This window comes from Geodermatophilus sp. URMC 65 (assembly GCF_053502545.1).
Genome location: NZ_CP199954.1, coordinates 3,815,089 through 3,840,297 on the forward strand (window position 1 = coordinate 3,815,089; position 25,209 = coordinate 3,840,297).

Below are 25,209 nucleotides of genomic sequence, written 5' to 3' on the forward strand. Positions count from 1 at the left end.
GCATGAGCACCCCCTCCCCGCAGGAGACGACCGAGTCGCAGGCGCCCGCCGCGCTCGCGCGCGACGACACCGCCGGACTCGGGCGCGATGACGTCGCCGGACTCGGGCGTGATGACGTCGCCGGACTCGGGCGTGATGACGTCGCCGGACTCGGGCGTGATGACGTCGCGCACCTGGCCCGCCTGGCCCGGCTCGCCCTCACCGACGAGGAGCTCGACCACTTCGCCGGGCAGCTGTCCGCGGTGCTCGACGCGGTCGCCGAGGTCGGCAAGGCCGACGTCGACGACGTCCCCCCGATGACCCACGCGGTGCCGCTGACCAACGTCACCCGCGAGGACGTCGTCACCCCGTGCCTGCCGCGGGACGTCGTCCTCGCGCAGGCCCCGGCGGCCGAGGACGACCGCTTCCGCGTGCCGCAGATCCTGGGGGAGGAGGAGTGAGCACCCCGATGGACACGGACCTGACGACCCTGGACGCCGCCGTGCTCGGCCGCCGGCTGGCGGCCGGCGAGACCAGCTCGGTGGAGCTGACGCAGGCCTACCTCGACCGGATCGCCGCGCAGGACGACGTCCTCGGCGCCTACCTGCACGTCGACGCCGACGCCGCGCTGGCCCGCGCCGCCGAGGTCGACGCCGCACGCGCCGAGGGTGCGGAGCTCGGCCCGCTGGCCGGCCTGCCGGTGGCGCTCAAGGACGTCTTCGTCACCGAGGGCGTGCCCACGACCAGCGGTTCCAAGATCCTCGAGGGCTGGCACCCGCCCTACGACGCGACCGTCGCCGCCCGGCTCAAGGCGGCCGGCACGGTGCTGCTGGGCAAGACCAACATGGACGAGTTCGCGATGGGCTCCTCCACCGAGAACTCCGCCTACCGCCCGACCCGCAACCCGTGGGACCCCGACCGGATCCCCGGTGGCTCCTCGGGCGGGTCCGCGGCGGCGGTCGCCGGCGGGCTGGCGCCGTGGGCGCTGGGCACCGACACCGGCGGCTCGATCCGCCAGCCGGCCGCGATGACCGGGCTGGTCGGGCACAAGCCCACCTACGGCGCGGTCTCCCGCTACGGCCTGATCGCGTTCTCCTCCAGCCTCGACCAGGCCGGCCCGATGGCGCGCACGGTCCTCGACGCTGCCGTCCTGCACGAGGCGATCGGCGGGCACGACACCCGCGACTCGACCAGCATCGACGCTCCCGTGCCCGTCCTGGTGAAGGCCGCGCAGGAGGGCGCGCGCGGCGAGCTGGCCGGCCTGCGCGTGGGCGTCGTCCGCGAGCTCGGCGGCGACGGGCACACCGAGGGCTACGACGCCGGCGTCCTGGACCGGGTGCGGGAGACCGTCGAGCTGCTGGCGGGCATGGGCGCCGAGGTGCGCGAGGTGTCCTGCCCGGCGTTCGACCTGGCGCTGCCGGCCTACTACCTGATCGCGCCGAGCGAGGCGTCGTCCAACCTGGCCCGCTTCGACGGCATGCGCTTCGGCCTGCGGGTGGGGGACGACGGCAGCCACTCGCTCGAGGAGGTCATGTCGCTGACCCGCGAGCAGGGCTTCGGCCCCGAGGTGAAGCGGCGGATCGTGCTCGGCACCTACGCCTTGTCGGCCGGCTACTACGACGCCTACTACGGGCAGGCGCAGAAGGTCCGCACGCTGATCACCCGCGACTTCACCGCCGCGTTCGACGACGTCGACGTGCTCGTGAGCCCGACCAGCCCGACGGTCGCCTGGCCGATCGGCGCGCGCGTCGACGACCCGCTGGCGATGTACGCCGCCGACCTGTGCACCCTGCCGGCCAGCCTCGCCGGGCTCCCGGCGATCTCGGTGCCGTGCGGGCTGTCCGAGGGGCTGCCGGTCGGCTTCCAGGTCATGGCGCCGGCACTGGCCGACGACCGCTGCTACCGGGTCGGCGCCGCGGTGGAGGCGGCGCTGGACGCCACCCGCGGCTCCCGGTTCCTCGACCAGCTCACGAGCCGGACGGAGGCCGCCGCGTGAACGGTGCACTCAAGGCCGCCTGGGGCCTCACCGCGTTCGTCGTCCTGGTGGGCCTGATCGGCTGGATCGTCACCGGCGAGGCCTTCTTCGCCGTCTTCCTCGTCCTGGGTGTGCTGACCGCTGTCGGCGCCGTGCTGACCGGCCGCTCCGTCCGCAAGGAGAACGACCACTCATGACCACCACGCAGGCCCAGACCTCCCACGGCACGGAGCGCCTCGTCGACTTCGACGAGCTCCTCACCCGCTACGAGCCGGTCATCGGCCTGGAGACCCACGTCGAGCTGGGCACCGCGTCGAAGATGTTCTGCGGCTGCGCCACCACCTTCGGCGCCGAGCCCAACACCCAGACCTGCCCGGTCTGCCTGGGCCTGCCCGGCTCGCTGCCGGTGGCCAACGCCGCCGCCATCGAGGCGACCATCCGCATCGGGCTGGCGCTGGGCTGCCGGATCGCGTCGTGGTGCCGCTTCGCCCGGAAGAACTACTTCTACCCGGACATCCCCAAGGGCTTCCAGACCAGCCAGTACGACGAGCCGCTGTGCACCGCCGGGCACCTCGACGTCGAGGTGGACGGCGAGACCCACCGCGTGGAGATCGAGCGGGTGCACCTCGAGGAGGACACCGGGAAGAACCTGCACGTCGGCGGGTCCACCGGGCGCATCCACGGCGCCTCGCACTCGCTGGTCGACTTCAACCGGGCCGGCATCCCGCTCGTCGAGATCGTCACCCGGCCCATCCCGGGCGTCGGCGCCAAGGCCCCCGAGGTCGCCCGGGCCTACGTCACCGAGCTCCGCGACATCATCCAGACCCTCGGTGCCTCCGACGTGCGGATGGAGCAGGGCAGCCTGCGCTGCGACGTGAACACCTCGCTGGCGCCGATCGGCAGCCTCGAGTGGGGCACCCGCACCGAGACCAAGAACGTCAACTCCCTGCGCAGCGTCGAGCGCGCGGTGCGGTACGAGATGCGCCGGCAGGCCGCCGTCCTGGACGCCGGCGGCCGCGTGCTGCAGGAGACCCGGCACTTCCACGAGGACACCGGCAGCACCTCGCCGGGCCGGAGCAAGGAGGAGGCGACCGACTACCGGTACTTCCCCGAGCCCGACCTGGTACCGGTCGCGCCGGACGCCGAGTGGGTCGAGAAGCTGGCCGCCGAGCTGCCGGAGCTGCCGGTCGCCCGCCGCGCGCGGCTGCAGGAGGAGTGGGGTCTGTCGGCCACCGAGATGGCCTGGCTGGTCAACGCCGGGGCCCTCGGCCTGGTCGACGCGACCGTCGCCGCCGGCGCGACGCCGGCCGACGCCCGCAAGTGGTGGCTGGGCGAGCTGGCCCGCCGGGCCAACGACGCCGGGGTCGAGCTCGCCGAGCTCGCCGTCACCCCGCGTCAGGTCGCCGAGCTCACCCGCCTCGTGGGCGAGGGCACGATCAACGACCAGCTGGCCCGCCAGGCGCTCGACGGTGTGCTGGCCGGCGAGGGTGACCCGGCGCAGGTCGTCGAGGCCCGCGGCCTGGCGGTGCTGGGGGAGTCCGACGAGCTGGTCGCCGCCGTGGAGGCCGCGATCGCCGGGGCGCCCGACGTCGTCGCCAAGGTCCGGGGCGGCAAGGTGCAGGCCCTCGGTGCGCTGGTCGGCGCCGTCATGAAGGCCACCCGCGGCAAGGCCGACGCCGCGACCGTGAAGCGCATGCTCGAGGAGCGCGTGGTCGGTCAGTAGTGCTGGTCGTCCCCGGCGGGGCCCGGAGGGTCCCCGCCGGGGACGACGCAGCGGCTCGGCCCGGACGGGGGACGGCACGTGGCCGCGGTGTCGGCCGGCAGGCCGACGACGTCACAGCGGCGAGTCCTGGGCTCCGCCCGGCGGGAAGACGCGCAGCACCCGGTCGTCGTCGGGGGCCGGGGTGCCGACGCCGTCCTTGTTGGACGTCGTGATCCACAGCGCGCCCTCGCCGTCGAGGACGACGGTGCGCAGCCGGCCGTACCGGTCGGTGAGGAACTCGCCGGGCTCCTCGGTGACCGCGCCGCTGCTGTCGAGCTGCACCGTGTGGATGCGCCGGCCGTCCAGCGCCCCGAGGAAGACGGTGCGCCCCGCGACCGCGCAGCCGCCGAGCCCGCCCTCCGCGGGGGCGAACTCCACGACCGGGCCGGTGCTGTCCGGGCCCGCCGTGGGCCAGCCGGCGTCGCTGCCCTCGGGGACGGCGTCGAGCTCGTCGGGACCCCGGGCGGAGTCGTCGGTCGCGTAGAGCGCCTGCTCGCCGCCCAGGCACAGCGCGGTCACGTCGGAGTGGCCGGTGCTGTGCACGGGGCCGGCGCCCACCGGACGGCCGAACACGTCGACGTGCAGCACCTTGCCGGCCAGCGAGGCGGGGTCCTGGGCCAGGCCTGCGTTCCCGGTGTCGCCGGTGCCGACGAACAGCGTGCCGTCGGGGGCGAAGACCAGTCCGCCGCCGTTGTGCGTCTCGCCGCGCGGGATGCCGGTGAGCACGGGGTTCGGGGTGCCGCCCATGGGGAAGCGGACCACCCGGTTGTCGGTGGCCGTCGAGACGTAGGCGTAGAAGAGCCCGTCCTCGGTGAAGGTCGGGGAGATGGCCAGGCCCAGCAGTCCGCCGTCCCCGGCGGTGTCGATGCCCCCGACGGTCATCAGCTCACGGGCGGGGGATCGGTCGGGGAAGACCTGCAGCAGCCGCCCGGTCTCGCGCTCCCCGACGACCGCGCTGCCGTCGGGCAGCACCACCAGCCCGGTGGGCACGGTCAGTCCGGAGGCCACCACGTTCGGGTCGCCGGCCTCCTCCTCGGACTCGGGGTCGGCCGGGTCGCCCGGGGCGGGTGCCTGCGAGGACTCCGTGGGCGGGCCGACCTGCGGCGGCGGGCCCTCCGGCTGCGGGCGGAAGGGGCCGGCGGGCTCGTAGCCGTCGCTGCCGCACCCGGCCAGGACGACGGTCAGCAGGGCGGCGGTGGCCAGGCTCCGCCCCCGTCGCGCGCGCTGCCGGCTCACCCCTCGAACAGTACGTGCGCCGGCTGGGAGGGAGGTGGGCCGCGGTCTGGCGGAGCCCGTCCGTAGCACTCGGTGCTACGCTCCCTGGGTGACCGAGATCGCCCAGCGCGAGCTGAGGAACGACAACGCCGAGATCATCCGGCGGGTGGAGGCCGGGGAGACCTTCGTCGTGACTCGCAACGGGATACCCGTCGCGGAACTGCGCCCCCTACCGGCCGGCCGGCAGCGCGTCGTGAACCGGGACCGGCTGGCCGAGGTCGCGCGCCGGCTCGACCCCCTGGACGGGGCGCGGCTGCGCGCCGACCTCGACGACGTTGCCGATCCGTGGGCCCACCTCTGAGGTCGTCGTCAGGAGGGGTGGGAGCCCCGTGGTTGCTCGACACCTCCGTCGTCATCGACCTCACCGATCCTGCGGTGATCGCAGCTCTCCCGGAGACGACGGCGATCAGCGTCGTCACCATCGCCGAGCTCGCCGCCGGTCCACTGGTCACCGATGACGACGCCGAGCGCGCCCGGCGTCAGCGGCATCTGCAGGAGGTCGAGGCCCTCTACGACCCGATCCCGGTCGATGCAGCAGCGGCGCGTGCCTTCGGTGAGATCGTCTCGGCGGTCCGCCGATCCGGGCGACAGCCGCGGCGGCGGCAGTTCGACCTCCTCATCGCCGCAGTCGCACGCGCCCACCGCCTCGCGCTCGCGACGCGCAATCCGGTCGACTTCGCCGGCCTGGACGACCTCGTCGAGGTCCACGCGGTCTGACGTCCGGTCGGGCTGGGTGCCCGTCAGGCGGGGCCGGGCGCGGGGATGCGGCCGCCGGAGACGGCGGCCAGGCGCGGCAGGTCGCGGGCGCGCAGCACCGGCAGCCGCAGCTCGGTGCCCCGGGCGGTCACCAGCCACAGGTCCCCGCGCTCGCCGACGCGGATGCCGGCCACGTCGTCCCACGGCACCGAGCGCGAGCCGGCCACCGAGCGCACCGTGACGCCGCCGTCGCCGACGTCCACCCCGACCCGCAGCACGTACGCCGCGGCCAGGACGGGGACCAGCAGGAAGACCAGCGTCCAGGAGGCGGCCAGCGCCAGGGGCAGGACGCAGACCACCAGGAAGACCACCGGCAGCAGCGCCACCCGGCTCATCCGCAGACGCGCTGTCGCCACGTCCGCACATCCTCCCAGACCGGCTCAGGCCGACAGCCGCGCCAGCCGGTCGGCCGCGTCCCCGCCCTCGGCGGCGGTGTAGACGACCAGCTGCAGGCCCGGGGCGTCGGCGGGCGTGAGCTGGTGGTGCTCGAGCAGCAGCGTCCCGACCCGCGGGTGCTCGAAGCGCCGCTCCGAGGAGCTGAACCGGTCGACGTCGTGGCTGGCCCAGCCGGTGCGGAAGTGCGGGCTGGCCGCCTCCAGCCGGGCCACCAGGTCGACCACCTCCGGGTCGGCCAGCCGCGGGCCCACCTCGGCGCGGAACTGGGTGAGGAAGCGGCGGCTGTCGCCGGTCCAGTCGGCCAGCAGGGAACGGACGGCGGGGTCGGTGAACACCAGCCACAGCAGGTTCCGCTCGGCCGCGGGGACGGCGGCCACCCCCGGGTAGAGCCGCTCGTAGGCGCGGTTCCAGCCGACGATGGTCCAGCCGGCGGTGATCGCGTAGGCGGGGGAGGGGCCCAGCGCGTCGAGCAGCCGCTGCACGTGGGCCGGCATGCCCTCGGCCGCGCCTGCCGGGGCGGTGCCGCCGTGGCCGGTCAGCCGCAGCACGTACTCGTGCTCGGCCGGTGCCATCCGCAGTGTGCGGGCCAGCGCGTCGACCACCTGCCGGGACGGCCGGATGTCGCGGCCCTGCTCGAGCCACGTGTACCAGGTGTGGCTCACGCCGGAGAGCAGCGCGACCTCCTCCCGGCGCAGCCCCGGCGTCCGCCGCGAGCCGCCGGCGGGCAGCCCGGCGACCCGCGGGTCGACCTGGCGACGGCGGGAGCGGAGGAACTCGGCCAGCTCGCGCCGGGCGGTGGCGGACACGGCAGCTCCTCCCCGCTCGGTGGTGATGCCGATACCAGTATCGATGCTCTCTCGGCGCGAGGGGTGACCCGGCCTAGAGTCAGGGGACGTGACCACCGTGGAGGAACCCCGCACCACCGCCGACGTCAAGCCCCGCAGCCGTGAGGTGACCGACGGCATCACCCGGGCGCCGGCCCGCGCGATGCTCCGCGCCGTCGGGATGGGCGACGACGACTGGGAGAAGCCGCAGATCGGCGTCGCCTCGTCGTGGAACGAGATCACGCCGTGCAACCTCTCGCTGGACCGGCTGGCCAAGCGGGCCAAGGAGGGCGTGCACGCCGCCGGCGGCTACCCGCTGGAGTTCGGCACCATCTCCGTCTCCGACGGCATCTCGATGGGCCACGAGGGCATGCGTGCCTCCCTGGTCTCCCGCGAGGTCATCGCCGACTCGGTGGAGACGGTGGTCTTCGCCGAGCGGCTCGACGGCACCGTCCTGCTCGCCGGCTGCGACAAGTCGCTGCCGGGCATGCTGATGGCCGCCGCCCGCCTCGACCTGGCGAGCGTCTTCGTCTACTCGGGCTCCATCCTGCCCGGACGGCTCGGCGACCGGGACAACCTGACGATCATCGACGTCTTCGAGGGTGTCGGCGCCTGCGCCCGCGGGCTCATCAGCCGTGAGGAGCTGGACGCCATCGAGAAGGCGGCCTGCCCCGGCGAGGGTTCCTGCGGCGGCATGTACACCGCCAACACGATGGCCAGCGTCGCCGAGGCGCTGGGGATGGCGCTGCCCGGCAGTGCCGCGCCTCCGGCGCCGGACAGCCGCCGCGACGCCGTCGCGATCGCCTCCGGCGAGGCCGTGGTCAACCTGCTGCGCCAGGGGATCACCGCCCGGCAGATCATGACCAGGAAGGCGTTCGAGAACGCGATCACCGTGGTCATGGCGCTGGGGGGCTCGACCAACGCCGTGCTGCACCTGCTGGCCATCGCGCACGAGGCCCAGGTCGACCTCACCCTCGAGGACTTCAACCGGATCGGCGACCGCACCCCGCACCTGGCCGACGTCAAGCCCTTCGGCCGGTTCGTGATGACCGACGTCGACCGTGTCGGCGGCGTCCCGGTCGTGCTGCGCGCGCTGCTCGACGCCGGCCTGCTGCACGGCGACGTCCTCACCGTGACCGGCAAGACGATGGCCGAGAACCTCGCCGAGATCGCCCCGCCGGACCTGGACGGCACGATCGTCCACGCGATGGACGACCCGATCCACAAGACCGGCGGCCTGACGATCCTGCGCGGCTCCCTCTCGCCGGACGGCGCGGTGGTGAAGTCGGCCGGCTTCGACGCCGACGTCTTCGAGGGCACCGCGCGCGTCTTCGACGGCGAGCAGGGCGCGATGGACGCCGTCACCGAGGGCACCCTGCAGGCCGGCGACGTCGTGGTGATCCGCTACGAGGGCCCCCGGGGCGGGCCGGGCATGCGCGAGATGCTCGCCGTCACCGGCGCCATCAAGGGTGCGGGTCTGGGCAAGGACGTCCTGCTGCTCACCGACGGCCGGTTCTCCGGCGGGACGACGGGCCTGTGCGTCGGCCACGTCGCGCCCGAGGCCACCGACGGCGGCCCGATCGCCTTCGTGCAGGACGGCGACCGCATCCGGCTGGACCTCCGCGCCCGCACCCTCGACCTGCTGGTCGACGAGGACGAGCTGGCCCGCCGCCGGGAGGGGTGGACCCCGCTGCCCCCGCGCTACACCACCGGCGTCCTCGGCAAGTACGCCAAGCTGGTGAGCTCGGCGGCGCAGGGCGCGGTCTGCGGCTGACGAAGGACCCCCTCCTCCCCACCACTCGCAAGCTCGCGGCGGGGCCCTGGAGGGGGCCGCCCCTCGTCCCCGCCCGCTCTCGGCGGGCCCTGGAGGGGGCCGTTCCAGCACGTCACCGGGCGCGAGGCCGTCCCCCCAACGGGTGAGGACCGGGCCCGCCCACCTGTCGTCGCCCCGGCCACCTGCCGACTGAGCAGGTGTGGAGAAGCTGAGGTGGTGGTTCCTCGGGAGCACCGTGCCCGTGGGGACCGCCTGCACGGTGTCCGCGGCCACGCCGGGCCCGGGACACGTCGGCGACCTCGCCCTCGGCGCACTCGGCATCGCCACCGCGGCCGTGCTGTGGACCGCCGGGCGGGCGAAGCAGTCCGGGTGGCGGGGCTGGCGGCTGTTCGCCCTGGCCCCGCTGATGCCGGTGGTCGGCCTGGTCGCGGCCACGGTCGCGGCACCGGACTCCCCGCTGGAGCAGGTGGCCCTGCGCTGGCTGCCCACCGTCCCCGGCTACGTGCTCGCCGTCGTCGGCCTCCTCACCCTCGTCGCCCCCTCGCGGCTGCGCGGCGGAGCCCGCCCGGCCGTCGAGCTCAGCCTCTTCCTCATCGCCTGCGTGCTCGTCGTGCAGGTGCTGGTGCTCGGCCCCGAGGTCAGCTGGCTGGACCTCGACCCGAGCGGGCGCGCCGTCCTCGCCGCGGCTGTCGTCGTCACCTCCGCCACGGTGGCCGCCGCCGTCCTCCTCCTCGGCGTCATCGAGAGCCGCCGCCAGCCCATGGCGCTGGTGCTGCTGGCCGCGACGGCGCTGCTCGCCCCCGGCCGGGCGCTGGGCACCTCGGCGATGCTGACGGGGGAGCACGTCGTCGGCGACGTCGGCCGGTTCCTCGTCGCCGGGGGGCTGGTGCTGCTCGGCGCCGCCGTCCTGCTCGATCCGGGCCCGTGCCCGGACGCCCACCCGCGGCCGCGCACCGGCCGCTCGACGCACCTGCGCCAGCTGCTGCCGCACCTGGCCATGACGGTCGCCTGCTTCGGCGCGGCCGCGGTGTCGCTGACCGGTCACCGGATCAGCCCGGTGATCGCCATCGGGGGCTCGCTCTGCGCCGTGCTCGCCGTGCTGCACCGCTGGCTGACCGCCCGCGACGAGCAGCACCTCGGCGCCCGACTGCGGCACAGCGAGGCGTACTTCCGCTCGCTGGTCGCCGCCAGCAGCGACGCCGTCCTCATCCTCGACGGCGACCTGCGGGTCACCTGGTCCTCGGCGACCCTGGGGACGACGCTCGGCAGCCCCACCGCGGTGCCGGTGGGCGCCGACCTGCTCCAGCTGGTGCACCCCGAGGACGCGCTGCCCGTCGCGCGGGCCCTCCTGGAGTCGGCGGCCAGGGACACGACGCCCGGTGCGCTGCGGCTGCGGCTGCGGCACGCCGACGGCACCTGGCGGCACCTGGAGGCCAGCCTCACCGACCTGCGCTCGGACACCGTCGTGGGCGCCGTCGTGCTGCACTGCCGCGACACCACCGAGCGGGTCGCGCGCGAGCGGGCGCTCGAGCAGGTCGCGTTCACCGATCCCGTCACCGGGCTGCCGAACCGGGCCGGCTGCGAGCAGCGGCTCGAGCAGGCCCTGGCCGAGGCGGGGACGACCTGCCGCAGCCTGCTGCTGATCGAGCTCGACGGCCTCGACGAGGTGCGCGAGGACGCCGGCCGGGACGTCGTCACCACGGTGCTGGTCGAGGTCGGCCGGCGACTGCGGGCCACCGTGCGCGGCTGCGACGCGGTCACCCGGGTGGGCGGTGGTGCCTTCGTTGTCCTGGCCGAGGGCGCGCCGCACGCCGTCGACCTCCTCGCCGACCGCTGCCTGTCGGTGATCGAGCAGCCGCTGGACACCGCCGCCGGGCTCTTCGACCTCAGCGCCAGCATCGGCGTGGTCGACCTGGGCGCCGCCGAGTCGGTCGCCGACCTCATGACCCGGGCCGAGCTCGCCGTCCGGGCGGCGGCCGCCGCCGGCACGGGCACCGCGCTGCGGTACCGGCCGGCGCTGGGCAGCGCCGCCGAGCGGCGCGCCCGGCTGCGCGAGGACCTGCCCGGCGCCTGGGACCGCGGCGAGCTCTCGGTGCTCTTCCAGCCGGTGGTCTCGATGAGCGAGCAGCGGGTGACCGGTGTCGAGGCGCTGCTGCGCTGGCAGCACCCTCAGCTCGGCGAGGTGCCGCCGACGGAGTTCGTGCCGATCGCCGAGCGCGCCGGCGTGATCGGCGAGCTGCAGCGCTGGGCGCTGGAGAACGCCGCCGAGGCCGTCCTGACCCTCCCGCACGGCCCCGTGCCGCTGCGGCTGGGGGTGAACATCTCCGCCTCGCACGTCGCCGCGCGCACCCTGGTCCGCGACGTCGCCGCCGTGCTGCAGTCGACCGGGCTGGCGCCCGAGCGGCTGATCCTGGAGATCACCGAGGCGACGCTGATGTCGGAGGGCGAGCACGTGGCCGTCGACATCGAGGCGCTGCGCCTCATGGGGGTGCACGTGGCGCTCGACGACTTCGGCACCGGCCGCTCGTCGCTGGCCCACCTGACCCGGCTGCCGATCGACGTGCTCAAGCTCGACCACGCGTTCGTGCTGCGCGTCGACCGCGACCCGAAGGCCCGCGCGCTGTGCGAGTCGGTCGTGGCGATCGCCGGGGCGCTGGGTCTGGACGTCGTCGCCGAGGGCGTGGAGACGCCGGCCCAGCTGGGCGCGCTGCGCGCCGCGGGCTGCGGCTTCGCGCAGGGCTTCCTGCTGGCCCGGCCGATGCGCCTGCTCGACCTCGTCGGCATGCTCGACGACGGCGCCGGCCAGCTCTGGCCGGGCCTCGTGGGGTCCCGGCGATGAAGGACCCCTACAAGGACCCCTACGAGGACCCCTCGCCCCCCGCCGCTCACGAGCTCGCGGCGGGCCCCTGCGAGGGGCCGCCTCGCAGGCTCGGGGCGGTGCCCTGGACGGGGCCACCGCGGTCCGGCGTCCCCGGTGCACTGCCGGTCCTCGTCCTGCTGGCACTGCTCGCCGCGGCCACGGCCGTCCTGGAGCTGACCCGGTCCCCGCTGGCGCCCACGCTCGTCCCCGCCTGCCTGGCCCTCGGCTCCGCCGCGGCGGCGGTCGTGGCCGGGCGCGGCGCCTCCCGGCTGCCGAGCCGGTCCGCGCGGCCGTGGCGGGCACTGGCCGCGGCCCTGGGCCTGCTGGCCGTGGGCCAGGTCCTCGCCACCGTCCGCGCCGGCGCGGACCTGGAGTTCGGCGGCGCCGAGGACGTGCCGATGCTGCTGGCGGTGCCGCTCGCCGCGCTGGCCGCGTTCCGGCTGCTGCCCCAGCGGTCGCGCCGGTGGCCCGGCTGGCGCACGGTGCTCGACGGCCTCATCGCGACGCTCGCGGTCGCGGTGCTCGGTCACGTGCTGCTGGCCGTGCTGCTCACCGGCGTCGAGGGCACGGCCGACGGGCTGATCGCCGTCGGCTACCCGGGAGTCGGGGCCGTCCTCGTCGGCGTCGGGCTGGTCACCGTCACCGGGGTCCGCGGCGCGCGCCGCGGAGCCGCGGTGTGGCTGCTCGCCGCCTCCGTCGCGATGGCGACCGTCGCCATCGGGGGTGCGCTCGGCCGGACGCTGGGCAGCACCGCCGCCACCGTCGCCACCGAGCAGGCCTGGATGGCCATGCTGGCCGCGAGCGTGCTGGCGGTGCGATCGGATCCCGGCGAGCCGACGACGCCGGACCTCGACCGGCCGATCGTCGCGTTGCGCGGCCTGGTGCTGGCCTCGGGCGTGGCCTCCAGCGTGCTGCTGCTGCTCCTCGCCGGCGTGCTGGCCGGGCGGGGGATCGACCCGGTGGAGGCCGGTGGGGGAGCGGCGCTGGTCGCCCTCACCTCGCTGCGCACCGTGCTGTGGGCCGGCGACGGGTACCGTCTCACCCGGCGCCTGCTGCGCACCGAGGGGTACTTCCGCGCCCTGGTGCACAGCGGCGACGCGGTCACCGTGGTCCTCGACGGCACCGGCCGCATCGGCTGGGCCTCGGGCGCCGTGGAGGCCCAGCTCGGCTGGGCCGACCGCGACCTCACCGGGCGGCTGCTCGCCGACCTGCTCGACGAGGTGGACCGCGACCTCGTACCCCGCGTCGCGCAGGCCGTCCGCGGCGGCACCACGGTGGGCCTGCTGCCCACGACCGCGCGGCTGCGCACCCGCGACGGCGACTGGCGCGACGTCGAGCTCACCGGGGCCGCTCCCTCCGGTGCCGCCCCGGCCGGGGTGTCCGGCGCCGGCGACCGCGGCGGCCTGGTGCTGCACCTGCGCGACGTCACCGACCGCAGCGCGAGCCAGCGCGAGCTGGAGCGGATGGCCTACACCGACTTCCTCACCGGCCTGCCCAACCGCGCCCGCTTCATGGCGGCGCTCGGCGAGGTGTCCGCCGGCACCGCCCCCGGCTGCGTGCTGCTCGTCGACCTCGACGGCTTCAAGGCGGTGAACGACGTCGCCGGCCACGACGAGGGCGACCGGCTGCTCTGCGAGGTGGCCGAGACGCTGCGCGCGGCCGCGCGGGAGGACGACGTCGTCGCCCGGCTCGGCGGCGACGAGTTCGCCGTCCTCGTGCGCGCCGGCCGGGACGAGGCCACCGTGCTGGCCGAGCGGCTGGTCGTCCTGCTCGACCGCGAGCACCGCCCGCCGGCCCCCGACGGCAGTGGCCGCGGTGGGCTGGTGTTCCCGGTCTCCGGCAGCGTCGGCGTGGCCGAGCTGCACGTGGGCGGCGACCCCGCCGAGGCGGTGCGGCGGGCCGATCTGGCGCTGCGGGCGGCCAAGGCCGCCGGCAAGAACTGCGTCCGGACCACCGGCGAGGCACTGGACCGGGTCGTCGACCGGCGCGCCCGGCTGGCCCGGGACCTGCCCGACGCGATCGCCGACGGCGGCCTGTCGGTGGTGCTCCAGCCGGTCGTCGGCGTGGAGGAGGGCCGCGTGCTCGGCCTGGAGGCCCTCGTCCGCTGGCGGCACGCCGAACTGGGCGACGTCCCCGCGGAGGAGTTCGTCGGGATGGCCGAGGACGAGGGGCTCATCGTGCCGCTGGAGCGCTGGGTGCTCGGCGCCGCGACCGCGGCCCTGGCGCCGTTGCTGGCGCAGGGGCACGACCTGAAGCTCGGCGTGAACGTCTCCGTGCGGCACCTGCAGGCCGGCTGCCTGGCCGACGACGTGGCGCGGGCGGTCGCCGCCTCGGGCGTGCCGGCCTCCCGGCTGATGCTGGAGATCACCGAGTCGGTGCTCGTCGACGCCGAGGACCGCGTCGAGCGCGAGCTGGCCGCGCTGCGCGAGGCCGGCTGCGTCATCTCCCTCGACGACTTCGGCACTGGCCACTCCACCCTCGCGCGGCTCTCCCGGCTGCCCGTCGACGTCCTCAAGCTGGACCGTGGGTTCGTGGCCCACATCGAGGACGACCCGCGCAGCGCGGCCGTCGTCGCCAGCGTGGTCGAGCTGGGCCGCACCCTCGGCCTGGACGTGGTCGCCGAGGGCGTGGAGACGCCGGGACAGCTCGCGGCGCTGCGCCGGCTGGGCTGCCGGTTCCTGCAGGGCCACCTGCTCGGCCGTCCGGTGCCTGCCGCCGACCTGGCCGCGGTGCTCGTCGAGCCGGTCGGGAGCGCCCGGGACGGCGACCGCACGCCGTCTCACGTCTGACGACACACGGTCCCACTGGATGAGACGGACCGGTTGACGACGGGCCTGGTCGAGGCGCACAGTGGCGGCGTGCGCCCGGCCTGCCTGCTCCTCGTAGTCGCCTAGCGCGTCGGTCCTCTCGACCGACGCGCTGACCCCTCTGTGCCCGCAGGCACGAGGGGTCTTTCGTTTGCGGGCCCCGGCCTCCTCCGATGCCGCCGGCCCGCGCCGCAGGCACCGCCGACCACCGCACGGCACCGACCGACGGCCCCCTCCGGGGCGCCGCAGCAAGGCCCGACCAGCGAGACGCACGGCCAGGAGACGCCATGACCAGCACCACCCCGGGTGGGTCCGCCACCCGCGAGGCCGCCGAGGCACTGACGGGGGTCGAGACGACCGCCCGCTCGGTCGAGGAGGCCGCCGCCGAGCCGCTCACCGGCATCACCGGGGCGCAGAGCCTCGTGCGGTCGCTCGAGGCGGTCGGCGTCGAGGTCGTCTTCGGCATCCCGGGCGGGGCGATCCTGCCCGCCTACGACCCGCTGTTCGACTCCCGCGTGCGCCACGTGCTCGTCCGGCACGAGCAGGGCGCCGGGCACGCGGCCACCGGCTACGCCCAGGCCACCGGCCGGGTCGGCGTCTGCATGGCCACCTCCGGCCCCGGCGCGACCAACCTGGTCACCCCGCTGGCCGACGCCTACATGGACTCGGTCCCGATGGTGGCGATCACCGGTCAGGTCCCCAGTGCGGCGATCGGCACGGACGCCTTCCAGGAGGCCGACATCCGCGGCATCACGATGCCGATCACCAAGCACAACTTCCTGGTCACCGACGCCGACGAGATCCCGCAGCGGATCGCCGAGGCCTTCCACCTCGCCGCCACCGGCCGCCCCGGCCCGGTGCTGGTCGACATCTCCAAGGACGCCCTGCAGGCCACCACCGACTTCTCGTGGCCGCCGCGGCTGGACCTGCCCGGCTACAAGCCGACCACCCGCCCCCACGGCAAGCAGGTCCGCGAGGCCGCCGCGCTGATCGCCGCCGCCCGCCGGCCGGTGCTCTACGTCGGCGGCGGTGTCATCAAGGCCCAGGCGAGCGCCGAGCTGGCCGAGCTGGCCGAGCTCACCGGTGCCCCGGTGGTGACCACCCTCATGGCGCGCGGCGCGTTCCCGGACAGCCACCCGCAGAACCTCGGGATGCCCGGCATGCACGGCAACGTCACCGCGGTCACCGCGCTGCAGAAGGCCGACCTGCTCGTCGCCCTCGGCGCCCGCTTCGACGACCGGGTCACCGGCCAGCTGTCGTCGTTCGCCCCCGAGGCCAAGGTCGTGCACGCCGACATCGACCCGGCCGAGATCGGCAAGAACCGCAAGGCCGACGTGCCCATCGTCGGGGACGCTCGGGAGACCATCGCCGAGCTGGTCACCGCGCTGCGTGCCGAGCGCGACGCCGGCCGCAGGCCCGACCTGTCCCCCTGGTGGGCCCAGCTGGACCAGTGGCGCCAGAAGTACCCGCTCGGCTACGACTGGCCCGAGGACGGCGCGCTCTCGCCGCAGTACGTCATCGAGCGGCTGGGCGCGATCGCCGGGCCGGACGCGATCTACGCCTCCGGTGTCGGCCAGCACCAGATGTGGGCCGCCCAGTTCATCAGGTACGAGAAGCCCGGCACTTGGCTCAACAGCGGCGGCCTCGGGACGATGGGTTACGCCGTGCCCGCGGCGATGGGTGCCAAGTACGGCTGCCCGGACACCACCGTGTGGGCGATCGACGGCGACGGCTGCTTCCAGATGACCAACCAGGAGCTGGCCACCTGCGCCATCGAGGGGATCCCGGTCAAGGTCGCCCTGATCAACAACGGCAACCTCGGCATGGTCCGCCAGTGGCAGACCCTCTTCTACGAGGGCCGCTACTCCAACACCAAGCTGCACCCGGTCGACGCCGAGGGCCGGCCCACGCCGGTGCGCATCCCCGACTTCGTGGCACTGGCCGAGGCGCTGGGCTGCGTCGGCCTGCGCTGCGAGAGCAAGGACGACGTCGACGCCGTCATCGAGAAGGCGATGGCAATCGACGACGCCCCGGTGGTCATCGACTTCATCGTCGGTGCCGACGCCCAGGTGTGGCCGATGGTGGCCGCGGGCGCCAGCAACGACGACATCCTGGCCGCGCGGGACGTCCGCCCGGTCTTCGGCGACGGCCAGGTGTAGCAGAAGGACCCCCGTTCCCCCCACCCCTCGCTCCGCTCGCGGCGGGCCCCTGAACGGGGGCCGCCGCTGGTGACGATCCGTCGTAAGGGAGAGTCGGCATGAGCCGCCACACACTGTCGGTCCTGGTCGAGAACAAGTCCGGCGTCCTCGCCCGGGTCTCGGCGCTGTTCAGTCGGCGTGGCTTCAACATCGAGTCCCTCGCCGTCGGGCCGACCGAGAACCCGGGCCTGTCCCGGATGACGATCGTCGCCGACGCCGAGAGCCAGCCGCTGGAGCAGATCACCAAGCAGCTGAACAAGCTCGTCGAGGTCATCAAGATCGTCGAGCTGGAGGCCGAGGCCGCCGTCCAGCGCGAGCTGCTGCTGGTCAAGGTGCGCGCGCCGATGGCCGACCGCACGCAGGTGCTGCAGACCGCCGAGCTGTTCCGCGCCCGCGTGGTCGACGTCAACACCGACACCGTGACCCTGGAGGCGACCGGCACGCCGGACAAGCTCCAGGCCCTGCTCGCCGTCCTCGCCCCGCTGGGCATCAAGGAGATGGCGCAGTCGGGCACGGTCGCCCTGGGCCGGGGTCCGCGCTCGATGAGCGGCGCCGGTACCTTGCGGCCCGTCGAGCGCTCCGCTTAGAAAACCGATTGGCCCTCCTGCAGGGTCCCGCTGCGAGCGTGCGAGCAGTGGGGGGCAGGAGGGTCCTTACTCGAAGGGACGACCACCGCATGGCCGCCGAGATCTTCTACGACGACGACGCCGACCTGTCGATCATCCAGGGGCGCACCGTCGCCGTCATCGGCTACGGCAGCCAGGGCCACGCCCACGCGCTGTCGCTGCGCGACTCGGGCGTCGACGTCCGCGTCGGCCTGCCCGAGGGCAGCAAGAGCCGGTCCAAGGCCGAGGCCGAGGGCCTGCGGGTCGTGACCCCGGCCGACGCCGCTGCCGAGGCAGACCTGATCATGGTCCTCGCCCCCGACCACGTGCAGCGGAAGCTGTACGCCGAGTCGATCGAGCCCAACCTGCAGGACGGCGACGCGCTGTTCTTCGGCCACGGCTTCAACATCCGGTTCGGCTACATCAAGCCCCCGGCCGGCGTCGACGTCGCCATGGTCGCCCCCAAGGGCCCCGGCCACCTGGTGCGCCGCGAGTTCGAGAACGGCAAGGGCGTGCCGGCGCTGGTGGCCGTCGAGCAGGACGCCAGCGGCCAGGCGCTGCAGCTGGCGCTGTCCTACGCCAAGGCCATCGGCGGCACCCGCGCCGGCGTCATCAGGACGACCTTCGCCGAGGAGACCGAGACCGACCTGTTCGGTGAGCAGGCCGTGCTCTGCGGTGGCGCCAGCGCGCTGATCACCGCCGGGTTCGAGACCCTCACCGAGGCCGGCTACCAGCCCGAGATCGCCTACTTCGAGTGCCTGCACGAGCTGAAGCTGATCGTCGACCTCATGTACGAGGGCGGCATCGCCAAGCAGCGCTGGTCGGTGTCCGACACCGCCGAGTACGGCGACTACACCTCCGGACCGAAGATCATCGACCAGCACGTCAAGGACGCCATGAAGGACGTCCTGGCCCGGATCAAGGACGGCTCGTGGGCGGCGGAGTTCATCGCCGACCAGGACGCCGGGGCGCCGGACTTCAAGCGCCGCCGGGCCGAGGCCGAGGCGCACCCGATCGAGGAGACCGGGCGCAAGCTGCGCGGCCTGATGAGCTGGGTGTCGGCCTCCGACGACTACACCGGCACCGCCGCGCGGAGCTGAAGGAGGACCACCCTTCCCCCCACGCCTCGCAGGCTCGGCGCGGGTCCCTGAAGGGTGGCCGGACCCGTGCGTCACGAGGCCCCCGCTGCCGGACGGCAGCGGGGGCCTCGCCGTCCCCGGGCTCAGCGGCTGCGGGAGGCGGTGAACCACTCCCGGGACGGCGCCTGCAGCAGCAGGACGACGGGTCCCACGCCGAGCAGCACGACCGCGGCCGAGAAGGCGTCGAAGGACCCTCCGCCGGCGACCGAGATCGCGATGAGGACCACCGCGATCGCGGCTGCCGTCGCCGCGGCGACCAGCAGGACGCGGGGCGTGCGGCCGCGCAGCGCCAGCACGCTCCCGACCACGCAGGCCACGGCGAGGCCCAGGAACACCGCACCGAAGACGGCCAGCCACGGACCGATCGCGCTGTAGGTGAAGTACAGCAGGGCGGCCATCATCAGCAGGACCGCCTCGACGCAGCCGGCGACCGCCGCCATGAGGACGTGCGGCGGTCGCTGCGCGTCGGAGGCGCCGGGCCGGCCGGTCGAGGACACGGGGCGCCCCCGGCCCGGCGTCAGCGGCCGCGCCGCGCGCGGTGCGCGGCGAAGTACTGCGCGGCCGGACGCAGGCACAGCAGCACGACGATCGCCAGGGCCGCGAGGAACAGCAGCAGGGAGAAGACGACCTCGCCGCCGCCGGCGCCGCCGGTCGACACGCCGGAGAGGACACCGACCAGGAACAGCGCGGTCACCGCCACGGCGATCGCCCCGCCCACCAGCAGGAGCACGCGGCTGCGACCGGTGAGCGCGCGCACCGCCCCCCAGATCACGAGCACGGTCCAGACCAGGGCGAGGACCCCCAGGACCACGAGCACGCCGGTGATCTGACCGGTGTCGACCCCGCCGGTGTCGACGTCCTGGAAGGCCGGGTCGCTGGCGACCAGGTCGTCGAACACCGTGCCGAACACCGCGCCGCCCAGGAGCAGGCCCAGGGACATCAGCACGCCGAAGGCGCCGAAGACGAAGCCGAGGACGGCGGCGACCACGACCGGCGTGGGCCGCGTGGGCACCGCCGTCTGCCCGTACTGGCCGTACTGGCCCTGCGGCGCGTACGGGCCGTAGCCGCCCGGCTGGCCGTACTGCTGCGGGTACCCCGGCTGGCCGTACTGCTGCGGGTACCCGGGCTGGCCGTGCGGCTGGCCCTGGCCGTAGGGGGAGGGCTGGTACTGCTGGCCCCCGTACGGCTGCCCGGACTGCTGGGGTGGCTGCCCGTACTGCTGCGGAGGCGTGTACCGGGGGTCCGTGCCGGAGCCGTGCTCGTCGTCGTGGGTGCTCATGCTCTCCTCCCTCGGCGCCGGCATCCGCCGACCGTCCCGGCCAGGATGTCCGCCCGTCCCCACCCGGGCAAGCAACCCCCCTCGTCCGCGGGAGTGCGCGGATCGTCACGAGGACGAGGCTGGTCGGCCGCAGGGACGGCGTCGCTCCCTAGGCTGTCGTGCCGTGACCACGACCGCGCCGCCCGTTGTCCTGATCGCCGAAGAACTCGCTCCCAGCGTGCTGGAGGTGCTGGGGCGCGACGTCGAGATCCGCCACGTGGACGGCGCCGACCGTGCCGCGCTGCTGCCCGCGCTCGCCGACGCCGCCGCGGTGATGATCCGCAGCGCCACGCAGATCGACGCCGAGGCCCTGGCCGCCGCTCCCAACCTGAAGGTGGTCGCGCGCGCCGGCATCGGCCTGGACAACGTCGATGTGGCCGCGGCGACCGAGCGCGGCGTCATGGTCGTCAACGCCCCGACCTCGAACATCGTCAGCGCGGCCGAGCACGCGGTGGCGCTGCTGCTGGCCGCCGCCCGGCACATCCCGGCCGCCGACGCGTCGCTGCGCGAGGGCACCTGGAAGCGCTCGAAGTTCACCGGCGTCGAGGTCACCGACAAGGTCGTCGGCGTGGTCGGCCTGGGCCGGATCGGCCAGCTGGTCGCCCAGCGGCTGGCCGCGTTCGACGTCACCCTGATCGCCTACGACCCCTACATCCAGCCGGGCCGCGCCGCGCAGCTCGGCGTCCGCATGGTGTCGCTGGAGGAGCTGCTCCGCGAGGCCGACTTCATCACCATCCACCTGCCCAAGACGCCGGAGACCCTCGGCCTCATCGGTGCCACGGAGCTGGCCACCACCAAGCCCGGCGTGATCCTCGTCAACGCCGCCCGCGGCGGTCTGGTCGACGAGGAGGCCCTGGCCGACGCGCTGAAGTCGGGGCAGGTGCGGGCCGCCGGCATCGACGTGTACGCCACGGAGCCGTGCACCGACAGCCCGCTGTTCGGGCTGCCGAACACCGTCGTCACCCCGCACCTGGGCGCCTCGACGACGGAGGCGCAGGACAAGGCCGGCACCGCCGTGGCGCACTCGGTGCGGCTGGCGCTGCAGGGCGAGTTCGTGCCGGACGCGGTCAACGTCCAGGCCGGCGGGGTCGTCGCCGAGGACGTCCGCCCGGGCCTGCCGCTGGCCGAGAAGCTCGGCCGGGTGTTCACCGCCGTCGCCGGCGGGCTGGCCCAGTCGGTGACCGTCGAGGTCCGCGGCAAGATCGCCGAGTTCGACGACTCGGTGCTGCAGCTCGCCGTCCTCAAGGGCGTGTTCTCCGACGTGATCGAGGAGCAGGTCACCTACGTCAACGCCCCGCTGTTCGCCGAGCAGCGCGGTCTCGAGGTGGCGCTGACCAGCGAGCTGGAGAGCCCGGACTACCGCAACCTCATCAGCGTCCGCGGTGCGATGGCCGACGGCACCGAGGTGACCGTCTCCGGCACCCTCTTCGGCAAGAACCAGGTGCCCAAGCTGGTCGAGGTCAACGGCTTCGACATGGACCTGGACGCCTCGGGCTACCTGCTCTTCTTCATCTACACCGACCGGCCCGGCATCGTCGGCGCGGTCGGCGCGGCGCTGGGGGAGGCCGGCATCAACATCGCCGGTGCGCAGGTCAGCCGGACCACCCGCGGCGGCGAGGCGCTCATGGCGGTGACCGTCGACAGCCCGGTCCCTGCCGAGCTGCTCGGTGACATCGCCGGCCGGATCGGCGCGCGCGAGGCCCGCTCCGCGGACCTCACCCCGCGCTGACCTAGGGTCAGCACCCATGCGCCTGGCAGTGATCCCTGGAGACGGTATCGGTCCGGAGGTGGTGGCCGAGGGCCTCAAGGTCCTCCGCGCGGTCGCGCCCGACGTCGAGAGCACCCCCTACGACCTCGGCGCGTCGCGGTGGCAGCGCACCGGCGAACTGCTGCCGGACACGGTGCTCGACGAGCTCCGCCAGCACGACGGGATCCTGCTCGGTGCCGTCGGTGACCCCAGCGTCCCGCCGGGGATCCTCGAGCGCGGGCTGCTGCTGCGGCTGCGCTTCGAGCTCGACCACCACGTCAACCTGCGCCCGGCCCGGCTGTTCGACGGCGTCCGCAGCCCGCTGGCCGGTCCCGGCGCCATCGACATGCTGTGCGTGCGCGAGGGCACCGAGGGGCCCTACGTGGGCAACGGAGGCGTCCTGCGCCGTGACACCCCCCACGAGGTGGCCACCGAGGTCAGCCTGAACACCGCGTTCGGTGTCGAGCGGGTCGTCCGCTACGCCTTCGAGCGGGCCGTCGCCCGGCCGCGCAAGCACCTGACGCTGATCCACAAGACCAACGTGCTCACCCACGCCGGGTCGCTGTGGTCGCGGACGGTCGAGGAGGTCTCCGCGGAGTTCCCCGAGGTCACCGTCGCCTACCAGCACGTCGACGCGGCCTCGATGTTCTTCGTGACCGACCCGGGCCGCTTCGACGTCATCGTCACCGACAACCTGTTCGGGGACATCGTCACCGACCTGGCCGCGGCCGTCACCGGTGGCATCGGGCTGGCCGCCAGCGGCAACCTCGACGCCTCGGGCACCAACCCCAGCATGTTCGAGCCGGTGCACGGCTCGGCGCCCGACATCGCGGGCACGGGCGTCGCCGACCCCACCGCCACGGTGTTGTCCGTCGGCCTGCTGCTCGAGCACCTCGGCCGCGCCGACCACGCTCGCAAGGTCAACGCCGCCGTCGCCTTCGACCTCTCCACCCGCGATCCGCAGGCCCCGGTGCGCACGCAGGAGGTCGGCGACCGGCTCGCCGCGCTCGCCGGCGGCTGAGAGAGGCCCGATGATCAGCTGAGCTGATCATCGGAGGTCCGGGCTCACCATCAGTCGTGAGTCCGGACCGGCAACGGTGAGCCTGGACGGCGGCGTCACTCGAAGTAGCGCCGGGGCGTGTCGACGAGCATCTGCCGGATCTGCTCCTCGGTCACCCCGCGGTCGCGCAGCGCCGGCAGGACGTCCTTGCTGATGTGCGTGAAGTTCCAGTTCGGCTGGACCTGCTGGAACGCGGCCCGTGCCGCCGGGTCGGGGAAGTAGTCGATGAAGCAGCTGGCGTCGTGCGCCAGCACCATGCGGTCGGCGTAGCCCCGCTCGGCCAGCGCGACGATCGTGTCGACCCGGGCCTCCGTGGGGTTGTAGATGTCCAGCCCGAACCGGTCCATGCCCAGCAGGCAGCCGACGTCGGCCAACCCGGTCAGGTAGTCGAGGTCGTTGCTGTCGCCGGCGTGCCCGATGACGACCTTGGTGAGGTCCACGTCCTCCTCGCGGAAGACCTGCACGGCCAACCGACCCGCCTCGTTGTGCGAGGACGTGTGCACGGTGATCGGTGCCCCGGTCGCTCGGTGCGTGGTGGCGCAGGCGCGCAGGTTGCGCTCGACGCCGGGAGTGAGGCCCTTGGCCTCGACGACGCACTTGAGGAACGCGGCCTTGACCCCGGTGTCGGCGATGCCGTCGCGGACGTCCCGGGTGAAGTCGTCGACCATCGGGTCGGTCGGCAGGTCCAGGGCGAGGCCGGGGCCGCGGTGCTCGTACTGGTGCGGGATCTCGTCGTAGGTGTAGAGCCCGGTGGCCACGATGATGTGGACGTCCGTCTGCTCGGCGACCCGCTGCACCCGGGGGATGTAGCGACCCAGACCCCACACGGTCGGATCGACGATGGTGTCGATGCCCAGTGACTTGAGCTCGTTCAGCTTGTCGACGGCGTCGGCAACGCGTTCGTCCTCGTCCCACCAGGCACCGACCCCGTAGTTCTGGACGTGCTCGGTCGACAGGACGAAGACGTGCTCGTGCATGAGGGTCGCGCCGAGGTCGGCTGTGTCGACGGGGCCACGGATGGTCTCGACGGTGGGCACGGGTCTCCTCGCGGGTGGGCGGGCGGGATGAGGGGACGTGGCGGGTTCGGCGTCAGCGGACGGGCTGCCAGTCGCCCTGTTCCCGCAGCGGCGGCTTGAGCACCTTGCCTCCGGGGTTGCGGGGCAGCGGCTCGCTGCGGACGGACAGGTACTGCGGCACCTTGAAGTCGGCCAGCCGCCCGCGGGCGAAGGCGAGCAGGTCGTCCGGGTCGAGATCCCGACCCGGCAGGGGGACGACGACGGCGCCGACCTTCTCGCCCATCATCGGGTCGGCGACGCCGACGACCGCGACCTCGCCCACGGCGGGGTGCGCGGCCAGGGCGTTCTCCACCTCCACGCAGTAGACGTTCTCGCCGCCGCGGTTGATCATGTCCTTCTTGCGGTCGACGACGTACACGAGGCCCTCGTCGTCGATGCGGGCGAGGTCGCCGCTGTGCAGCCAGCCGCCGACGAAGGTCTCCGCCGTCTGCTCGGGCTTGCGCCAGTAGCCGGCGACGACGTTCGGTCCGCGGATCAGCAGCTCGCCGATGCCGGTCCCCGGATCGGCGTCGGCGAGGTCGAGGTCGACCACCGGCGCCGGGAAGCCCACCGAGTCGGCGTGCTCGGCGGCGTACTCGTCGGGCAGGTAGGTGGACACCGACGACGTCTCGGTCAGCCCGAAGCCGTTGCCGACGCGTGCGGTCGGGAAGGCCTCCTTGATGCGGTGCACGAGGTCCGGTGCGATGGGTGCCCCGCCATAGCTGAGCGCCCGCACCGACGAGGTGTCGACATCGGCGAAGTCAGGTTGCTGCAGCGCCAGCCAGTAGATCGCCGGCACCGTCGTGAGCACGTCGACGCGCTCGTCGGCGATGGCGCGCAGGAAGGCGCGGACCTCGAAGACCGGCATGACCACCGCCCGCCCGGCGGTCGCCGTGACCACCAGCAGCTGGGAGTTGCAGCCGGTGACGTGGAACAGCGGCACCGAGACGAGCGTGGTCAGCTGCTGCTGGCGGTCGAGGGACAGGCAGCGCAGGCAGGTCTCGACGTTGGACAGGAAGTTCTCGTGGGTGGTCATCGCACCCTTGGGGAAACCGGTGGTGCCGCTGGTGTAGAAGATCGCGGCCAGGTCGGTGTGCCCTTGGTCGGTCACCTCCAGCGGTCCGCCGTCAGGCAGCGCGGACCCGGGCTCCACGACGTACGCGGCACCGGAGTCCTCGATGACGTAGCGCACCTCGGGATCGGCGAAGCGGGTGTTCACCGGGACGACGACCGCGCCGGCGAGCAGCGTGCCCCAGAACGCGTACACCCAGTCGTTGCCGTTGCCCAGACGGTTGGCGACCCGGTCGCCCGGCTGCACGCCCGCGGCCCGCAGCCCGCCGGCGACGCCCGCCGCGCGGTCCCACAGCTGGCGGTAGGTCACCCGCTGGCCCCCGAGCTCGACCAGCGCCTCCGCATCGGGGTGCGCGTCGACCGCCGCGCGCAGCATCGTGGTCAGGTTCCGCGGCAGCCGGGTGTAGCGCCGGACGCCGTCGGGGCCGACCTCGGTACCGCTGCGGTCGAACGGGTAGGGCACCCGGGCCTCCCGGTGAGACGTCGTCCGCGACGTTGTGCTGCGCAGTGTGTCGGGGCTCACCCGAGGAGTCCACCCGGTGGGCACGGCACGGCGGGGCGCGTGGTCTACTGGACGCGATGCACCCCACCGGCACGATCATCATCGC

Annotated in this window: 21 protein-coding genes; 14 read left to right on the forward strand and 7 right to left on the reverse strand. The window is 74.3% G+C overall.

Annotated elements, in window-relative coordinates:
* Nucleotides 1-2 precede the first annotated feature (2 nt).
* From gatC to gatB, 4 genes are read left to right on the forward strand one after another with little or no spacing between them, the layout of a single operon-like run.
* Nucleotides 3-440 carry an Asp-tRNA(Asn)/Glu-tRNA(Gln) amidotransferase subunit GatC gene (gene gatC, locus ACWIX7_RS18490; RefSeq protein WP_448617879.1) on the forward strand — a complete coding sequence of 146 codons (438 nt, stop codon included), beginning with the start codon at nucleotides 3-5 and terminating at the stop codon, nucleotides 438-440.
* Nucleotides 441-448: 8 nt separating this feature from the next.
* Nucleotides 449-1,975 (forward strand): Asp-tRNA(Asn)/Glu-tRNA(Gln) amidotransferase subunit GatA, encoded by a 1,527-nt coding sequence (gene gatA, locus ACWIX7_RS18495; RefSeq protein ID WP_448617880.1) that lies wholly within the window; start codon nucleotides 449-451, stop codon nucleotides 1,973-1,975.
* Nucleotides 1,972-2,151 (forward strand): LPXTG cell wall anchor domain-containing protein, encoded by a 180-nt coding sequence (locus ACWIX7_RS18500; protein ID WP_448617881.1) that lies wholly within the window; start codon nucleotides 1,972-1,974, stop codon nucleotides 2,149-2,151. The genes gatA and ACWIX7_RS18500 overlap by 4 nt, the downstream gene beginning before the upstream one ends.
* A complete protein-coding gene (gatB, locus tag ACWIX7_RS18505) occupies nucleotides 2,148-3,677 on the forward strand; it encodes an Asp-tRNA(Asn)/Glu-tRNA(Gln) amidotransferase subunit GatB (RefSeq protein ID WP_448617882.1) in 1,530 nt (509 codons plus the stop codon). The genes ACWIX7_RS18500 and gatB overlap by 4 nt, the downstream gene beginning before the upstream one ends.
* Nucleotides 3,678-3,788: 111 nt before the next feature.
* Here gatB and ACWIX7_RS18510 read toward each other — a convergent pair whose 3' ends face one another.
* The gene (locus tag ACWIX7_RS18510) at nucleotides 3,789-4,952 is read right to left on the reverse strand and encodes a PQQ-dependent sugar dehydrogenase (protein WP_448617883.1); all 1,164 of its coding nucleotides are present in this window, start codon (nucleotides 4,950-4,952) and stop codon (nucleotides 3,789-3,791) included.
* An 88-nt stretch (nucleotides 4,953-5,040) separates the two neighbouring features.
* Here ACWIX7_RS18510 and ACWIX7_RS18515 point away from each other — a divergent pair, with 88 nt between their 5' ends.
* Nucleotides 5,041-5,292, forward strand: a complete 252-nt coding sequence (locus ACWIX7_RS18515; RefSeq protein WP_448617884.1) for a type II toxin-antitoxin system Phd/YefM family antitoxin — start codon at nucleotides 5,041-5,043, stop codon at nucleotides 5,290-5,292.
* Nucleotides 5,293-5,324: 32 nt separating this feature from the next.
* Nucleotides 5,325-5,708, forward strand: a complete 384-nt coding sequence (locus tag ACWIX7_RS18520) for a PIN domain-containing protein (protein WP_448617885.1) — start codon at nucleotides 5,325-5,327, stop codon at nucleotides 5,706-5,708.
* A 23-nt stretch (nucleotides 5,709-5,731) separates the two neighbouring features.
* Here ACWIX7_RS18520 and ACWIX7_RS18525 read toward each other — a convergent pair whose 3' ends face one another.
* The gene (locus ACWIX7_RS18525; protein WP_448617886.1) at nucleotides 5,732-6,103 is read right to left on the reverse strand and encodes a PH domain-containing protein; all 372 of its coding nucleotides are present in this window, start codon (nucleotides 6,101-6,103) and stop codon (nucleotides 5,732-5,734) included.
* Between the two features lie 24 nt (nucleotides 6,104-6,127).
* Nucleotides 6,128-6,949, reverse strand: a complete 822-nt coding sequence (locus ACWIX7_RS18530; protein ID WP_448617887.1) for a helix-turn-helix transcriptional regulator — start codon at nucleotides 6,947-6,949, stop codon at nucleotides 6,128-6,130.
* 88 nt (nucleotides 6,950-7,037) lie between these two features.
* Between ACWIX7_RS18530 and ilvD the strand changes: the two genes are divergently transcribed.
* From ilvD to ilvC, 6 genes are all read left to right on the forward strand, one after another.
* Nucleotides 7,038-8,741 (forward strand): dihydroxy-acid dehydratase, encoded by a 1,704-nt coding sequence (gene ilvD / locus ACWIX7_RS18535; RefSeq protein WP_448617888.1) that lies wholly within the window; start codon nucleotides 7,038-7,040, stop codon nucleotides 8,739-8,741.
* Nucleotides 8,742-8,940: 199 nt separating this feature from the next.
* Entirely contained in the window at nucleotides 8,941-11,580 is a 2,640-nt protein-coding gene (locus ACWIX7_RS18540; protein ID WP_448617889.1) for a putative bifunctional diguanylate cyclase/phosphodiesterase, read from the forward strand.
* A 98-nt stretch (nucleotides 11,581-11,678) separates the two neighbouring features.
* A complete protein-coding gene (locus tag ACWIX7_RS18545; RefSeq protein WP_448617890.1) occupies nucleotides 11,679-14,390 on the forward strand; it encodes a putative bifunctional diguanylate cyclase/phosphodiesterase in 2,712 nt (903 codons plus the stop codon).
* 305 nt (nucleotides 14,391-14,695) lie between these two features.
* The gene (locus ACWIX7_RS18550) at nucleotides 14,696-16,567 is read left to right on the forward strand and encodes an acetolactate synthase large subunit (protein WP_448617891.1); all 1,872 of its coding nucleotides are present in this window, start codon (nucleotides 14,696-14,698) and stop codon (nucleotides 16,565-16,567) included.
* Between the two features lie 98 nt (nucleotides 16,568-16,665).
* A complete protein-coding gene (ilvN, locus tag ACWIX7_RS18555; RefSeq protein WP_448617892.1) occupies nucleotides 16,666-17,193 on the forward strand; it encodes an acetolactate synthase small subunit in 528 nt (175 codons plus the stop codon).
* An 89-nt stretch (nucleotides 17,194-17,282) separates the two neighbouring features.
* Entirely contained in the window at nucleotides 17,283-18,311 is a 1,029-nt protein-coding gene (gene ilvC / locus ACWIX7_RS18560; protein WP_448617893.1) for a ketol-acid reductoisomerase, read from the forward strand.
* A gap of 122 nt (nucleotides 18,312-18,433) precedes the next feature.
* Here the strand turns inward: ilvC and ACWIX7_RS18565 are convergent, their stop codons facing one another.
* Together ACWIX7_RS18565 and ACWIX7_RS18570 are read right to left on the reverse strand one after the other, a co-directional pair.
* Nucleotides 18,434-18,847: a hypothetical protein gene (locus tag ACWIX7_RS18565; protein ID WP_448617894.1), complete on the reverse strand. Its 414-nt coding sequence runs from the start codon at nucleotides 18,845-18,847 to the stop codon at nucleotides 18,434-18,436.
* Nucleotides 18,848-18,867: 20 nt separating this feature from the next.
* Nucleotides 18,868-19,629 (reverse strand): hypothetical protein, encoded by a 762-nt coding sequence (locus tag ACWIX7_RS18570; RefSeq protein ID WP_448617895.1) that lies wholly within the window; start codon nucleotides 19,627-19,629, stop codon nucleotides 18,868-18,870.
* Nucleotides 19,630-19,792: 163 nt separating this feature from the next.
* Between ACWIX7_RS18570 and serA the strand changes: the two genes are divergently transcribed.
* Both serA and ACWIX7_RS18580 read left to right on the forward strand, forming a co-directional pair.
* Nucleotides 19,793-21,397 (forward strand): phosphoglycerate dehydrogenase, encoded by a 1,605-nt coding sequence (gene serA / locus ACWIX7_RS18575; protein ID WP_448617896.1) that lies wholly within the window; start codon nucleotides 19,793-19,795, stop codon nucleotides 21,395-21,397.
* A 16-nt stretch (nucleotides 21,398-21,413) separates the two neighbouring features.
* Entirely contained in the window at nucleotides 21,414-22,436 is a 1,023-nt protein-coding gene (locus ACWIX7_RS18580; RefSeq protein WP_448617897.1) for a 3-isopropylmalate dehydrogenase, read from the forward strand.
* Between the two features lie 95 nt (nucleotides 22,437-22,531).
* Here the strand turns inward: ACWIX7_RS18580 and ACWIX7_RS18585 are convergent, their stop codons facing one another.
* Nucleotides 22,532-23,512 (reverse strand): phosphotriesterase family protein, encoded by a 981-nt coding sequence (locus ACWIX7_RS18585; protein ID WP_448617898.1) that lies wholly within the window; start codon nucleotides 23,510-23,512, stop codon nucleotides 22,532-22,534.
* Between the two features lie 52 nt (nucleotides 23,513-23,564).
* Nucleotides 23,565-25,064: a class I adenylate-forming enzyme family protein gene (locus ACWIX7_RS18590; protein ID WP_448617899.1), complete on the reverse strand. Its 1,500-nt coding sequence runs from the start codon at nucleotides 25,062-25,064 to the stop codon at nucleotides 23,565-23,567.
* Nucleotides 25,065-25,209 lie beyond the last annotated feature (145 nt).

What these genes read in the sequence shown, in the direction of transcription:
- ACWIX7_RS18550 (WP_448617891.1), top strand. Translation starts at nt 14,696, where the DNA reads ATGACCAGCACCACCCCGGGTGGGTCCGCCACCCGCGAGGCCGCCGAG.
- ilvN (WP_448617892.1), top strand. Translation starts at nt 16,666, where the DNA reads ATGAGCCGCCACACACTGTCGGTCCTGGTCGAGAACAAGTCCGGCGTC.
- gatA (WP_448617880.1), top strand. Translation starts at nt 449, where the DNA reads ATGGACACGGACCTGACGACCCTGGACGCCGCCGTGCTCGGCCGCCGG.
- ilvC (WP_448617893.1), top strand. Translation starts at nt 17,283, where the DNA reads ATGGCCGCCGAGATCTTCTACGACGACGACGCCGACCTGTCGATCATC.
- gatB (WP_448617882.1), top strand. Translation starts at nt 2,148, where the DNA reads ATGACCACCACGCAGGCCCAGACCTCCCACGGCACGGAGCGCCTCGTC.
- ACWIX7_RS18570 (WP_448617895.1), bottom strand. Translation starts at nt 19,629, where the DNA reads ATGAGCACCCACGACGACGAGCACGGCTCCGGCACGGACCCCCGGTAC.
- ACWIX7_RS18580 (WP_448617897.1), top strand. Translation starts at nt 21,414, where the DNA reads ATGCGCCTGGCAGTGATCCCTGGAGACGGTATCGGTCCGGAGGTGGTG.
- gatC (WP_448617879.1), top strand. Translation starts at nt 3, where the DNA reads ATGAGCACCCCCTCCCCGCAGGAGACGACCGAGTCGCAGGCGCCCGCC.